We start from the raw sequence: 13,935 nt of genomic DNA, 5'->3' as shown, positions 1-13,935 counted from the left end.
CGCTGCCCGGGCCGCGCTCGCGCGCCGCCGGCGGCCTCCCTCCGGTGAAGGTTTTTCGTCATGTCTCGATTGTTTGCGGCAGCGCTCTGGGCGCTGGCCGTTTTTGGAGCGCATCCGGGGCTGGCCCACGAGGGTCACGACCACGGCACTGAAGCCCCCGTACCGGCCCATGTCGGGCCGCGGGCCGAGGCCGCTTCCCCAACCTTCGAACTCGTCGCGATCCCGCGCGGGCACGATCTCGTGCTCTATCTCGACGCCTTCGCCAGCAACGCACCGGTGGCCGGCGCCGACATCGACGTCGAGACGCCCGACGGCTTCGTCGAGGCGAAGGCGCAGGAGGACGGCAGCTACCGGCTTGCCGCGCCCTGGCTCGCGGCCGGCTGCCACCACGACCTCGCCGTCACGGTGAAGGCGGACGGCATCGAGGAGACGCTGACGCTCGATCTCGACCTGCCCGAAGCCGGGCAAGCCATGCCGGCAGCGGGAGCCGCAGAACCCTCCGCCCTTCTCACCGAACTCCGAAACCATCTCGGCCACCAGGGCCTCGTCGGCGCGGTGGCGGGTGGGTTCCTGCTCGGGCTCGCGACCATCGCGTTGATGCGCTCGCGGCGCGCGCTCCCGGCCCTGGCGGTCCTCGCCCTGACGCTGACCCTGCTGGTCGGCGGCGCGGCCATCGCGCATGAAGGCCACGACGAACCGCCGCCGCCTGTGAACGGTGCGGCCCTGATCGAGCCCACCGCCACCGTCTTCGAGCAGGCACGCCGGCTGCCCGACGGCACCGTCTTCGTGCCGAAGGCGACGCAGCATCTTCTGGCCGTCCGCACCGGCGTGACGGCCGAGGCCGCCTATCGCCGGACCATCGAGCTGCCCGGCCGGGTGATCGCCGATCCGAATGCCAGCGGCGTCGTGCAATCCTCCGTCGGCGGACGTCTGTCGCCGCCGCCCGGCGGTTTTCCGAATCTCGGCGCGCAGGTGCGCCGGGGCGACGTGCTCGCCACCGTCACGCCGCCGGTGCAGGCGGTGGACGCCTCCGACATGCGCCAGACCCAGGGCGATCTCGACCAGCAGATCGCCATCGTCGCCCGCCGCGTCGCCCGCTACGAAAAGCTCGCGCCGAGCGGCGCCATCGCGAAGACGGCGCTGGACGATGCCCAAGCCGAACTCACCGGCCTCAAGGATCGCCGCAGCGCCCTCGACACCCTTCGCCGCGTGCCGGAGGACCTGATCGCCCCCGTCGACGGCGTTGTCGCGGAGCGCGCCGCGACCGCCGGCCAGATGGCCGCCCCCGGCACCATGGTTTTTCGGATCGTCGACCCTGGGAAGCTCTACGTGGAGGCCTTGAGCTTCGAGGCTCTGGAGCCCGGCGCCACGGCCACCGGACGCCTGCCAGACGGCCGCACCCTTACCCTCGCCTATCGCGGCGCCGGCCTCGCCGACCGTGCCCAGGCGGTCCCGGTGCAGTTCGCGATCACAGGCGGAGCCGACGGCGTGCGGCTCGGCCAGTTCGTGACCGTGCTGGCCCCAACCGGCGGCACGGCCACCGGCCTCGCCCTGCCCCGGGCCAGCGTGATCCGCTCCGAGGGCGGTGCGGTCGTCTACGAGCACGTCTCGGCCGAGCGCTTCGCGCCGCTGGCCGTGAAGGTCGAGCCGCTGGATGCGGAGCGGGTGCTCGTGGCGGGCGGCGTTGCAGCCGGTCGGCGGATCGTGACGCAAGGTGCCGAGTTGCTGGATCAGGTGCGGTGATCATGGCTTTGCATCGGCCAGACGCCACCGCTTCAAGGCGGGCGCCCCCCTCTACCCGCGTGCGGGGAGAGGGAGGCTGCTCACGACCGGCGCGTGCGTCCTGCGAGAGGATTTAGCGCGATGTTCGCCTTCCTCGTCCGCGCCGCCCTGCTGAACCGCGTCCTCGTCCTCGCCCTCTGCGCCGCCCTCGTACTCGGCGGCGGGCTGGCGCTTACGCGATTGCCGGTCGACGTGCTGCCCGATCTGAACCGGCCCACCGTCACGGTGATGACGGAGGCGGACGGCTATGCGCCGCGCGAGGTCGAGCAGCTCGTCACCTACCCGATCGAGACCCGAATGAACGGCCTACCCGGCGTCAGCCGCGTCCGCTCGGTCTCAGGCGTCGGCCTCTCCATCGTCACGGTGGAATTCGACTGGGACACCGACCTCTATCGCGATCGCCAGTTCGTCGCCGAAAAGCTCGCCCTGGTGCGGGCCGAGCTGCCGGCGGGCGTCGAGCCGACCATGGGGCCGGTGGCCTCGATCATGGGCGGCATCCTGCTCGTCGCGGTGACCGGCGAGACGGCGACGCCGATGGAGCTCCGCGAGACCGCCGATTTCACCCTGCGGCCGCGGCTGCTCGCCATTCCCGGCGTGGCGCAGGTGATCCCGATCGGCGGCGAGGTCCGCCAGTTCCGGGTCAGCCCGAACCCGGCCGCGATGCGCATGCTCGGCGTGACCAACCAAGGCCTCGCCAACGCGCTCGCCGGCTTCGGCACCAATGCCGGCGGCGGTTTCGCGGATAGCAGCGCCCGCGAGATCCTGATCCGCAACGTCGGCCGCACGTTGAGCCTCGACGACCTGCGCAACGTCGTGATCCCAACCGGCGCGCAGGGCGCCACCGCGGCGGCGGACCTGCCGGGCACCGGCAATCCGGCGGTCGAGGGCCGGGTGCATCTGCGCCAGGTCGCCGAGGTGGCCTACGCGGCCAAGCCCCGGCGCGGCGACGCCGGCTACATGGGCAAACCGTCGGTGATCCTCTCGGTGGAAAAGCAGCCGGGCGTGGACACGGTGCGCCTTACCCAGAGCGTGGAAGCCGCCCTCAAGGACATCAGCCCGAGCCTGCCCGCCGGCATCGACGCCGAAAAAATCCTGTTCCGGCAGGCGGACTTCATCGAGACATCCCTCGGCAACGTCGAGCGGGTCCTGCTGGAGGCCGTCGCGGTGGTCGCGCTGGTGCTGTTCGCCTTCCTGATGAATGCGCGCACGACGCTGATCTCGCTGACCGCGATTCCCGTCTCGATCCTGACGACCGCCCTGGTCTTCAAGCTCTTCGGATTGTCGATCAACACGATGACGCTCGGCGGCCTCGCCATCGCCATCGGCGAGTTGGTCGACGACGCCGTGGTCGACGTCGAGAACATCCATCGCCGGCTGCGCGAGAACCGGGCGGCGGGTTCGCCGCGCCCGGTCTTCGATGTCGTGGTGGCGGCCTCGAGCGAAGTCCGCTCGGGCATCGTCTATGCGACGGCGATCATCGTGCTGGTCTTGGTACCGCTCTTCGCGCTGTCGGGCATCGAGGGCCGGCTGTTCGCGCCGCTGGGGCAGGCCTACATCGTCGCCATCCTGGCGAGCCTGCTCGTCTCGGTGACGCTGACGCCGGTGCTGGCCTCCTACCTGCTGCCCGGAATGAAGAGCCTCGCCGACCACGAGCCGCTGCTCGTGCGCAGCCTCAAGGCCGGCTATGCGGTGCTCCTGCGCGGCGCACTCGTGCACCAGCGCCTGCTGATCGTGGCGACGGTGATCGCGGTGGTCGCTTCGGGGATCGGGGCGAGCCGGCTGCCGCGGGCCTTCCTGCCGGCCTTCAACGAGGGCTCGTTCACGATCAACCTCACTTTCCGGCCGGGGATCTCCCTCACCGAGAGCGCCCGCGTCGGCACCATCGCCGAGCGCCTGCTGCTGGACGTCCCCGAGGTGCAGGCGGTGGGCCGCCGCACCGGACGGGCCGAGCTCGACGAGCATGCCGAGGGCGTCCACTCTTCGGACTTGGAAGTGCGGATGAAGCCCGGCGGCCGCGCGCGCGAGGCCGTGGTTGCGGATTTGCGGGCGCGGCTGGCGGTACTGCCGGTCGCGGTGAATGTCGGCCAGCCGATCTCGCACCGGCTCGATCACATGCTCTCGGGCGTGCGCGCCGAGATCGCCCTGAAGCTGTTCGGCGAGGATCTCGACACCCTGCGGAGCAGCGCCGAGGCCCTGCGCGAAAAGATCGCCAAGGAGGTGAGTGGCTTGGCCGACCTGCAGATCGAGCGGCAGGTGCTGATCCCGCAGCTCGACATCCGCGTCGATCACAACCGCGCCGCGCTCTACGGGGTCTCGCCCTCGGGCGTCGTCGAGGCGATCAGCAGGCTCGCCAACGGCCGCACGGTCTCGACCATCGCCGACGGGCCGCGCCGCTACGACGTCGTGGTGCGCCTGCCCGAGGCGCGCCGCACGCCGCAGGCGTTGGGGGATCTCCTGGTCGAGACGCCGTCGGGCTGGGTGCCGGCCCGCGAGATCGCCGACATCCGCGAGACCGACGGGCCGAACCAGATTCTTCGCGAGAACGGCCGTCGGCGGATCGTCATCCAGGCGAATTCCGACGGCCGCACCGACATGACCGCTCTCGTCGCCGGAATCCAGGGCGTGGTGGACGGCGCCCGGCTTCCCAAGGGGGTCGGCGCGAGCCTGGAGGGGACGTATCGGGCGCAAGGCGAGGCCGCCCGGACCATCGGCCTGCTCATGCTGACCTCGATCGTCATGGTGTTCGCCCTGCTGCACGGCCGGTATCGCTCCGTGACGCTCACCCTGGTGATCATCGCGAACGTGCCGGCGGCCATGATCGGCAGCGTGGCGGCCTTGTGGATCGCCGGACTACCGGTCTCCGTCGCGTCGATGATCGGATTCGTCACGCTCACCGGGATCGTCGCCCGCAACGGCATCCTCAAGATCAGCCACATGCTGAACCTCGCGGCCGGCGAGGGACTCGACCTCGGCCCCGCCCTCGTGATGCGGGCGAGTCTGGAACGGATGACTCCGGTGCTGATGACGGCCCTCTCGGCCGGCATCGCGCTGGTGCCGCTGCTGATCGACGGCACCGCGCCGGGCAAGGAGATCCTCCACCCCGTCGCGGTCACGATCTTCGGCGGCCTGATGAGCGCGACGCTGCTCGATGCGGTGCTGACGCCGGTCCTGGTCCTGCGCTTCGGCCGCCGCGCCTTCGCCCGGCTGAAGGCCGAGACGCCGACGGCCGGCGCGCTCCGCGAAGCCTATTGATCCCCCCTCACCCGACGAGAACCCGCATGCGCAAAGCCGCCCTCGCCGCCGCCCTCCTCCTCGCCTCGGGCTTCGCCGCCGCGACGGCCCTCGCAGAGGGGGCGCATCATCACGACCACGCCATGCCCGAGGCTAAGGCCACCGATACGGCGGCCACCAGGGAATTCCGCGCGGCCGACGCACAGATGCACCGGGACATGACCATCAGCTATTCTGGCGACGTCGATCTCGACTTTGTGCGCGGGATGATTCCGCATCACAGGGGCGCCGTCGCCATGGCGAAGGTCGCGTTGGCGCATTCGAAGGATCCGGAGATCCGCAAGCTCGCCGAAGAGATCATCAAGGCGCAGAACGTCGAGATCGCGCAGATGCAGGCTTTTCTAAAGCGCCGGCAGTCCTCCGCCGCTCAGTGATCGCCCGGAGTGCGAGCCGCCGTCATCGGTTGCTCGCGCACCCCGGTCGAAGTCGGCACCGGGGCCGGGAGCCCGACCCGAACTGCCGCGACATTGGATGGTCAGGCGACCCCGCGAGCCTATAGCTGCACTGCAAAATCCTGGGACTGACGCGAACCTGTTCCGATCGAAAACTCTGAAGTTGCGCTGCAATGAACGCAGCGCAAAACAGGTGTATCATACCTGACAGATAGACTAGAATTTCTCAAATTCGACTTTACGCTGCATCCTTATGCGGATCTCATGAGTTTCCCTGTGCGGCCGAACGCCACGGCCTTGGAGCGACAGTCCCAGCCACGGTGATCGGAATCGATGCCGTCTCTGCGAAGACGTGTCGCCAGAACAGGGAGAACGCCTTGAGACACGGACATCCCGGACAATTGCGGAAACTCGCCTTCCTCGCAGCCTTCGCGGCGGCGTCGGGACTGGCGACGGGCGCGGCGAATGCGGAGCCGAAGAAGCCGGCCAAGAGCGAGGACGGCAAGTATCTCGATGCCGACGGCCACCCGACCTACAACATCTCGGAAGAGGGCAAGAAGGTCGATTGGCTGACCTATTCCGGCTACCGCCGCTATCACGCCGAGTGCCACACCTGTCACGGTCCGGACGGCGCCGGCTCGACCTACGCGCCGGCCCTCGCCGACTCCCTGAAGACCCTCACCTACGACAAGTTCCAGGAGACGGTGATGGGCGGCAAGCAGGACGTGAACGCCTCCGAGAACAAGGTCATGCCGGCGTTCGGCGGCAACAAGAACGTGGCCTGCTACGTCGACGATCTCTACGTCTACCTGAAGGCCCGCGCCGACGACGCCTGGGGCCGCACGCGTCCGGGGGGCCACGAGGACAAGCCCGGCGCCATCGCGGAAGCCGAGAAGGGCTGCCTCGGCAGCTGATTGGGAAGCGACGGCGGGCGGGCCGGCCTCGGATGCCGGCCTGCTTCGCTCGACGTCGTCACCGTTTCGCCCGCGCTGCTGCGGCCGTCCACGACGCGCCCGATCCACGACATCGCTCGAAATCCGACGCCCGGCACTGATCCCGAACGTCCACGTTCGGAAGGGACTCGCACGACGCGTCGTCATGCCGATGCCGTCGCGCACCTCTTCAGGATGGAGCAGTCGACGGAGACCTTGGCATCGCATCCCCAAATACACAGTAAAATTTAATCATGGTTAATCGTCGGTTTAACCTCGACTACGTATTTGGAATGAGCAATCTTAAATGGCGCCGTAAAAACGAAGACGCACAATACACGGCATAGTAGTAGCTATCTCGATACCATAAGGGCGCCGCCATGCATGATGTGCTTTCGCAGCAATCCCGAAGCCTGGGTGATTTTGCCGACGTCGATTCTGCGGATTCCGAACATTTCGTCGCCAAACTCGACGAGATGCAGGCGTTGCCGGCTTTCCAGGACTACAAGCAGATTGCCTTCGCGCTGCTGAGGCTCGTTCCCGGCGCGTCCGTCGCCGACATCGGCTGCGGAGCGGGCGACGATGCAGGCCGTCTGATCGCGCTGGTCCAACCCTCCGGCAGCGTGACGGGTTTCGACTTGAGCGAGACGATGCTGGCGCAGGCGCGGGCGCGGTACGGCAATATTCCGGGCTTGAGTTTCGCCTTCGGCAGCGCGGACGGCATGACGGCGGCGGAAGGACGCTTCGATGCCGTGCGGGCCGACCGCGTCCTTATCCATGTTCCCGATGCAACGCAAACCTTGGCCGAGATGGTTCGGGCCACCAAGCCGGGCGGCCGTGTCGTCGTCAGCGAGCCCGACATGCCGGGCTGCTGGATGTCGAGCTCCGATCCGGAACTCGCGCAACGCGTCGTCCACGAAATCGCGCAGACCTGCACCTCGCCGTTCCTGGCGCGGGATCTCGTTGCGCTGTTCAAGGATGCGGGCCTCGTCGACGTCACCCTGACGGTCAGCCCCGTCACGGCCTTCGAACCCGGAATCGTCGGCAAGATCCTGGACTTTGCCGGCATCGTGCGCCGCCTGGTGGAGAGCGGAGCCGTGACGAAGGAAAAGGCGACGGAATGGGTCGCGGAACTCGAGGAGCGCGGTCGCACCGGCCGTTTCGTCGGCGGGATGTCAATTATGACGGTTGCGGGAACGAAGGTTTAATCTCCGTCAGATAGCCCAGGCTCGAGCGCTTTCCGATCGAGTGGATGCCGGTTGGTCGAAAGAAGGCGCGCCAGAACAGACTTTAGGCTCGTCGGCCGGATGGAATCGGGCCGGCGACCCTAAAGCGACTTCAGCTGGGCCTTCGGATGATCAAAGCCGCAGTACCGGCCTGCGACAGACCGGGGATCCATTGGAGGTCGCTGGGCAGCTACATCCGGGCGATCGGCGCATTCACGCGGACGGCGGCGCCAATCCTCGAACGATCGAGCTTCGCGCGGATCGCCGCCTCCGACTGGTCGGACCTTCCGCCGGCGCAGACCTTCCCGGTTCCCTCGGCCAGCCTCGGCTTCCGTCATTACGCGGCGGCCGACAGCAAACGCGTGCTCGTTCTGATTCACGGCTCGGGCTGCTTCTGTGACCTGGCCCACGAGATGGCCGTGCGAATCGTCCGCCGCAACGCCGCCCATGTCTATACCCTCGACATGCGTGGGCACGGCCGGTCGAGCGGCCCGCGCGGGCACGCCATCGACGACCAGGGCCAGATGATCGGCGATGTCGTCGCCTTCGTCCGTCACCTTCATGCCACCCACGATCGGCCCCAGGTCACCTTGGGCGGCCATTCCGCCGGCGGCGGAATCGTCCTGGCCTTCGCGCGCAGCCCGGCCGCGGACCTCGTGTCGTCGTACCTGTTCCTGGCGCCGTTCCTGGGTTTCGGCTCCGAGGTGGATCGTCCGCATTTCGGCGGCTGGGTCCGTCTGCGCATCGGCGTCCTGCGGCTCCTGACGCTGGCGAACGTCCTCGGCATCACCCGCTTCAACGGCAGCACCGTCGTCGACTTCAACATCGAGGCGGCGGGCGATCCGCGCTACGTGCCGAGCTGGTCGTTCAGCACGCTCCTGGCTTTCGGACCGGACCGTTGGTCGGCGAACGCCCGGCCGCTCCCCGCCGACAAGCCGGTGCTGGTCCTGGCCTGCTCGGACGACGAATGCTTCTCGCAGCGCCACTACGCCGGAGCGTTCGCGGTCGTCGCGCCTCACGCGGAGCTTCCCGAAGTCGGCCCCGGAGGGCACTGGGATCTGCTGGTCGATGCCAAGGCCGCCCAGCTCGCGGTTCGATGGCTGGAAGCTCAAGATCGGAGAGAGACCGAAACGACTGATAAGACGACGCCGCGTGAGCGTGCAGCTTAGTCGTATCCGAACACCACGGTGATCGCAGGCGCCATCCTGCCGTCCACGTCGAGGTCGGCGTCACGCGGGATCGGGCGTTCCGGCACTGTCTCCGGTTTCTCCCTGCAGAGCTGAGCAGAGCGCTCGCTTCGACCGGTCCGTTCGGTCGGACAGGGTGCGAGCAGTCGCGACCATCCATGACGGCCTGTGGAGGTGACGGCGGCCGACGCAACTTGAGCGATACGCGCCTCTCCGCATTCCGTGGCCGCTCTCCGAAAATCATCCCTGAAAATCTGCACCACACTGCAGAGATGTGCGATCACGCACATTGCTGAAAGTTCCCCGGGATTAAACCTCAAGTATATACAAGTGCGAAAACGCACTTAAGTTTGGTGTTTACATCGCTATAGGATGGAGCGCGCTGAAAGACTTCGTGCCGGGATAGCGACAGTCATGGACGCCTGATCGAAACGTCACCACTCTCGAGACGAGCGCAATCGGACGGGCAGCGCCCGCCGACGGTCCTCGCCCCGGCGGCAACGCAGACCGGAGCGTGCGACACAATCGCTGCCCCGGGATGAATGTAGCGCGAGATACGCGCGTCCAAGAATAGCCGCAGTATGGAATGGGGCCGCCGCCCGATCGTTCCAGTCAGATTCTTGGTCGGCATGCCGATCATGTGAGTTCCGAAGCATCTTTCTGACTGCAATCAATCCGTCATCTCAGACGAGTATTGCCTCCGCAGCGTACCGAGCCTCCCATTCGAGACGACGAGGTCATTCGTGGACAATATCATTCAGGGCATCTCGAATTTCCGCGGAAATATATTTCCCGGACAGCAGAAGGTCTATGAGCAACTCGTCCGCGACGGCCAGAACCCGAGCGCCCTGATCATCGCCTGCGCCGATTCCCGCGTCTCCCCCGAGCACATCACCCAATCCGGCCCCGGCGACCTCTTCGTCTGCCGCAACGCCGGCAACATCGTGCCCCCGTACTCGCAGCATAACGGCGGTGTCTCCTCGGCGATCGAGTACGCCGTCGTGGCGCTCGGCGTGCGCGACATCGTCATCTGCGGCCATTCCGATTGCGGCGCGATGAAGGGGCTGATGATGCCCGAGGCCCTCGAGAAGATGCCGAACGTCGCGGCGTGGCTGAAGCACAGCCAGGCGGCCAGCCGGATCGTCTGTGAGGCCTATCCCGCCGACATGGACCCGAAGGACCGTCACCGCGCCCTGGCGCTGGAGAACGTCGTCGTCCAGCTCAGCAACCTGCGCACGCATCCGAGCGTCGCCTCGGGCCTCGCCAGAGGTCAGTTGCGCCTCCACGGCTGGTTCTTCGAGATCGAGAAGGGCACCGTCCTTGCCTATGACGGCGAGGAGGGAGGCTTCGTTTCGATCGAGGAGAACATCCAGATCAAGGTCGCGCAGGCTCCTTCCGTGAGGGTCGCCGCCCCCGAATTCGCGCGAGCGATGTCGGTCGCGGCCGAATAAGGTCCAACCAACCCCATGCCACAGTCCCTCTCGCGGTTCCTGCCCGCCTCCCTGTCGCGGGACCTGCCCGCCTCCTTCGTCGTGTTCCTGGTGGCGCTGCCACTGTGCATGGGTATCGCCATCGCCTCGGGCGTCCCGCCCGAGCGCGGACTGATCACGGGCATCATCGGCGGCCTCATCGTCGGCATGCTCGCGGGTTCGCCGCTCCAGGTCAGCGGCCCCGCCGCCGGCCTCGCGGTCATCGTCTTCGAGTTCGTGCGCGAGCACGGCATCGGCATGCTCGGCCCCGTGCTGGTGGTGGCCGGCGCGATCCAGATCCTCGCCGGGGCGCTCCGCGTCGGCGGCTGGTTCCGGGCGATCTCGCCGGCCGTCGTGCACGGCATGCTCGCCGGCATCGGCGTGCTGATCGTGCTCGGGCAGATCCACGTGCTCACCGACGCGCTGCCGCAGGCGAGCGGCCTCGACAACCTCGTCGCCATCCCGGCCGCCTTCTTCGACTTCGTGCAGGGCGAGGGCAACAAGACCGGCGCGGTGATCGTCGGCCTCTCGACCATCGTCGGCATGCTCGGCTGGGAGAAGATCCGGCCGGCCCGGCTGAAGATGCTGCCGGGCGCGCTCGTCGGCGTGGTCGCAGGCACCGTCGTCAGCGCCGTCGCCGGCCTTGCCGTCAAGCATGTCGACGTGCCGGATGCGATCCTCTCGACGCTGGCGCTGCCGGCCACTGGCGATTGGGGCCGGCTCTCGGAGCCGACCATGATCGTCATGGCGCTCACCCTCGCCATCATCGCCAGCGCCGAGAGCCTGCTCTCGGCGGCGGCGGTCGACCGGATGCATGACGGCCCGCGCACCCAGTACAACCGGGAGCTCGGCGCGCAGGGCATCGGCAACATGCTGTGCGGCCTCGCCGGCGGCCTGCCGATGACCGGCGTGATCGTGCGCTCCTCGGCCAACGTCCAGGCCGGCGCCGTGAGCCGCGCCTCCGCCGTGATGCACGGCGCCTGGATCCTGGCCTTCCTGATGGCGCTGCCCTGGGCGCTGGAGCTGGTGCCGACGGCGGCGCTCGCCGGCATCCTCGTCGTCACCGGCGTGCGCCTCATCAGCATCGAGCACGCCTTCCACCTTCACCGGCGCCACGGCATCGCGACCGCGGCGATCTGGCTGGTTACCATGCTGACCGTGGTCGGCACCGACCTCCTCACCGGCGTGCTCGTCGGCCTCGGCCTCAGCCTGATCCAGGTGGTTCCGCACCTGCTCCAGAAGGGCCTGCTCAAGATCGAGGGCGGCGCCGCGACGGCCTTCCAGCCCGAGGGCGGCCTCGCGGCCGTCCCGGAGGTCCGACTCTCGGGGTCTGCGACCTTCCTGCAGCTGCCGCACCTGAACGAGGCGCTGGAGCTGACGCCGGTGGGCGGCACCGTCCGCGTCTCCGCGGACAAGCTGGGCCATGTCGACCATACCTGCCTGGAGATGATCCAGGACTGGGCCTCGCGCCGGGCCAAGGCCGGAACGACCTTCGAGGTCGTCGGCGGCTCGGCCAGCCTGCGCGAGAAGCTGACGGCAGCACTTCATCCCGCTGCAGCGCACTAGATCGCGCTGCGTTTTGATCGAATCGATCAGAACGCAGAAAACGTGATCGATCCAAAAGTTGACAGCAGGCTTCGCGCGAAAAAAACGTTACCACTTTTTCGCAGCCTGCTCTGACCGGACGCAGACACGCAAAAGGCCGGCGTGGGATCACCGCGCCGGCCTTTTTCGATGTCGAAGCTCGTTCTACCGAGTGGCGCTGCGGATGCGACGCGCGCCTTCGAAGCGGTTGAGGAAGCGCGGCTCCTTCTCCGGCGCGATGCGGATGGCGAGATGCATCGCGCCGCCCTCCTCCGACTTGCGATCGAGCACCTCGGCATTTTCGTAGAGCCAGTTTAGCGCCGCCCCCTCCTCCGGCCCGAGCTTCACCGCGAAGGTCGAGCGGGCGGTAGCGATGCGCTTCTCGATGCGGGAGGAGAGTGCGTCGAGCCCCTCCCCGGTCAGCGCCGAGACCAGCACGGGGGCTGCGCTGCCGCTCTGATTGCCAAGATTGGCGAGCCGGGTGCGCTCGCCCTCGTGCAGCAGGTCGGCCTTGTTCCAAACCTCGATGATGCGGTCGGCATTCGCCTCGATGCCGAGTTCGCGCAGCACCGTGTCGACGTCCTCGCGCTGCGCTTCCGTGTCGCCGTGCGAGACGTCGCGGACATGCAGCAGGATGTCGGCCTCGATCACGTCCTCCAGTGTGGCGCGAAAGGCGGCGATCAGCGAGGTCGGCAGGTCGGAGATGAATCCGACGGTGTCGGACAGGATCACCGTCTCGCCGTGCGGGAGCTTGGTGGCGCGGGCCGTCGGGTCGAGGGTCGCGAACAGCATGTCCTGCGCCTTCACGTCCGCTTTGGTCAGCGCGTTGAACAGCGTCGACTTGCCGGCATTGGTGTAGCCGACCAGTGCCACGATCGGGTACGGCACCCGCGCCCGGCTGGTGCGGTGCAGGCCGCGGGTCCGGGTCACCGAATCGAGATCGCGCTCGATCTTGGTCATGCGCTCCTGGATCTGGCGGCGGTCGGCCTCGATCTGGGTCTCGCCGGGGCCGCCGAGGAAGCCGAAGCCGCCGCGCTGCCGCTCCAGGTGGGTCCAAGACCGCACGAGCCGGCTCTTCTGGTAGGACAGGTGGGCGTGCTCGACCTGCAGCGTGCCCTCGCGGGTCGAGGCGCGGCGGCCGAAAATCTCGAGGATCAGGCCGGTACGGTCGATGACCTTGGCGCCCCAGGCCTTCTCGAGGTTGCGCTGCTGCACCGGCGAGAGCGCGCAATCGGCGACGACGAGGCCGATCTCTTCCGCCGCGATCAGCCCGGCGATCTCCTCGACCCGGCCCTTGCCGAGATACGTCGAGGGCCGGATGCGCTGGATCTGGACGCTGATCGCCTGCGTCACGTCGAGCTCGATCGCCGCCGCGAGGCCGGTGGCTTCGTCGAGGCGCGCCTCGATCGAGCGCGGGGTCTCGCCGCTACTCGCCGATCGCTCGGCGGCGCGGGTCAGATAGGGTCCGACGACCAATGTGCGGGTCGCGGCCGCGATGTCGCCTTCGGGCGCGGCGTGACGCCGCAGCCGATCTTCGGCGGGGGTCAGCGTCTCAGTCATGAAATCCTCTTGGCATCACGACGACATATCGTGATGCCGCTGCCGTTTCGCACGGGGTTCGCTCGGCGCAACCTCAAGCTGCGCGAGAAAAGGCGTCAAACCTTCTCGGCGGGCGCAGCCTCGTCCGGCTCGAACAACTGTACGGGATGGCCGGGCATGATGGTCGAGATCGCGTGCTTGTAGACGAGCTGCGAATGTCCATCACGGCGCAGAAGCACACAAAAATTGTCGAACCAGGTTACCACGCCCTGAAGCTTGACGCCGTTGACGAGGAAGATCGTGAGCGGGATCTTGTTCTTGCGAACATGGTTGAGAAACGTGTCCTGAAGGTTCTGTGCACGCTCGCCCGCCATTTTTCTTATCCTTTTTTGATTCGTGCCCGCCACTCGGGTGGGTTCTCTTGGTTGGCGACGCGCGTCGGACCGTCCACAGCCGACATTCGGGTCTGACTCCGCAAGCCCTCTCCATTACACGGCGAAGCCTTCGGCGACGCAAGAGGCTTGCGCAGCGGA

General features: G+C 67.7%; 10 protein-coding genes. 8 read left to right on the top strand and 2 right to left on the bottom strand.

The window, feature by feature from the left end; all coding sequences use genetic code 11:
- Positions 1 to 60 precede the first annotated feature (60 nt).
- From FV217_RS01585 to FV217_RS01550, 8 genes are all read left to right on the top strand, one after another.
- Positions 61 to 1,743 carry an HlyD family efflux transporter periplasmic adaptor subunit gene (locus FV217_RS01585; RefSeq protein WP_147813623.1) on the top strand — a complete coding sequence of 561 codons (1,683 nt, stop codon included), beginning with the start codon at positions 61 to 63 and terminating at the stop codon, positions 1,741 to 1,743.
- A 120-nt stretch (positions 1,744 to 1,863) separates the two neighbouring features.
- Entirely contained in the window at positions 1,864 to 5,034 is a 3,171-nt protein-coding gene (locus tag FV217_RS01580) for an efflux RND transporter permease subunit (protein WP_147813621.1), read from the top strand.
- A gap of 26 nt (positions 5,035 to 5,060) precedes the next feature.
- Positions 5,061 to 5,447, top strand: coding sequence for a DUF305 domain-containing protein (locus tag FV217_RS01575; protein ID WP_147813619.1), 387 nt, complete (start codon positions 5,061 to 5,063; stop codon positions 5,445 to 5,447).
- Between the two features lie 464 nt (positions 5,448 to 5,911).
- Positions 5,912 to 6,379: a c-type cytochrome, methanol metabolism-related gene (locus FV217_RS01570; RefSeq protein ID WP_238230826.1), complete on the top strand. Its 468-nt coding sequence runs from the start codon at positions 5,912 to 5,914 to the stop codon at positions 6,377 to 6,379.
- Positions 6,380 to 6,777: 398 nt separating this feature from the next.
- Positions 6,778 to 7,605 (top strand): methyltransferase domain-containing protein, encoded by an 828-nt coding sequence (locus FV217_RS01565; RefSeq protein ID WP_147813617.1) that lies wholly within the window; start codon positions 6,778 to 6,780, stop codon positions 7,603 to 7,605.
- 146 nt (positions 7,606 to 7,751) lie between these two features.
- Complete coding sequence (locus FV217_RS01560) at positions 7,752 to 8,792, top strand: alpha/beta fold hydrolase (protein ID WP_147813615.1); 1,041 nt, start codon at positions 7,752 to 7,754, stop codon at positions 8,790 to 8,792.
- Positions 8,793 to 9,553: 761 nt separating this feature from the next.
- Positions 9,554 to 10,261: a carbonic anhydrase gene (locus FV217_RS01555; RefSeq protein WP_147813613.1), complete on the top strand. Its 708-nt coding sequence runs from the start codon at positions 9,554 to 9,556 to the stop codon at positions 10,259 to 10,261.
- A gap of 15 nt (positions 10,262 to 10,276) precedes the next feature.
- Positions 10,277 to 11,845 (top strand): SulP family inorganic anion transporter, encoded by a 1,569-nt coding sequence (locus FV217_RS01550; protein WP_147813611.1) that lies wholly within the window; start codon positions 10,277 to 10,279, stop codon positions 11,843 to 11,845.
- A gap of 183 nt (positions 11,846 to 12,028) precedes the next feature.
- Here FV217_RS01550 and hflX read toward each other — a convergent pair whose 3' ends face one another.
- Both hflX and hfq read right to left on the bottom strand, forming a co-directional pair.
- Positions 12,029 to 13,423, bottom strand: coding sequence for a GTPase HflX (gene hflX / locus FV217_RS01545; protein ID WP_147813609.1), 1,395 nt, complete (start codon positions 13,421 to 13,423; stop codon positions 12,029 to 12,031).
- Between the two features lie 95 nt (positions 13,424 to 13,518).
- Positions 13,519 to 13,776: an RNA chaperone Hfq gene (gene hfq / locus FV217_RS01540; protein WP_147080744.1), complete on the bottom strand. Its 258-nt coding sequence runs from the start codon at positions 13,774 to 13,776 to the stop codon at positions 13,519 to 13,521.
- Positions 13,777 to 13,935: the final 159 nt, after the last annotated feature.

The organism is Methylobacterium sp. WL9, assembly GCF_008040035.1.
Taxonomy (GTDB): domain Bacteria; phylum Pseudomonadota; class Alphaproteobacteria; order Rhizobiales; family Beijerinckiaceae; genus Methylobacterium; species Methylobacterium thuringiense.
This window is presented reverse-complemented; position numbering and strand designations above follow the sequence as displayed.

Bases quoted from the DNA above. Each gene is read 5' to 3' on its own strand.
- hflX (WP_147813609.1), bottom strand. From the start codon at position 13,423: ATGACTGAGACGCTGACCCCCGCCGAAGATCGGCTGCGGCGTCACGCC.
- FV217_RS01580 (WP_147813621.1), top strand. From the start codon at position 1,864: ATGTTCGCCTTCCTCGTCCGCGCCGCCCTGCTGAACCGCGTCCTCGTC.
- FV217_RS01565 (WP_147813617.1), top strand. From the start codon at position 6,778: ATGCATGATGTGCTTTCGCAGCAATCCCGAAGCCTGGGTGATTTTGCC.
- FV217_RS01550 (WP_147813611.1), top strand. From the start codon at position 10,277: ATGCCACAGTCCCTCTCGCGGTTCCTGCCCGCCTCCCTGTCGCGGGAC.
- hfq (WP_147080744.1), bottom strand. From the start codon at position 13,776: ATGGCGGGCGAGCGTGCACAGAACCTTCAGGACACGTTTCTCAACCAT.
- FV217_RS01560 (WP_147813615.1), top strand. From the start codon at position 7,752: ATGATCAAAGCCGCAGTACCGGCCTGCGACAGACCGGGGATCCATTGG.
- FV217_RS01575 (WP_147813619.1), top strand. From the start codon at position 5,061: ATGCGCAAAGCCGCCCTCGCCGCCGCCCTCCTCCTCGCCTCGGGCTTC.
- FV217_RS01585 (WP_147813623.1), top strand. From the start codon at position 61: ATGTCTCGATTGTTTGCGGCAGCGCTCTGGGCGCTGGCCGTTTTTGGA.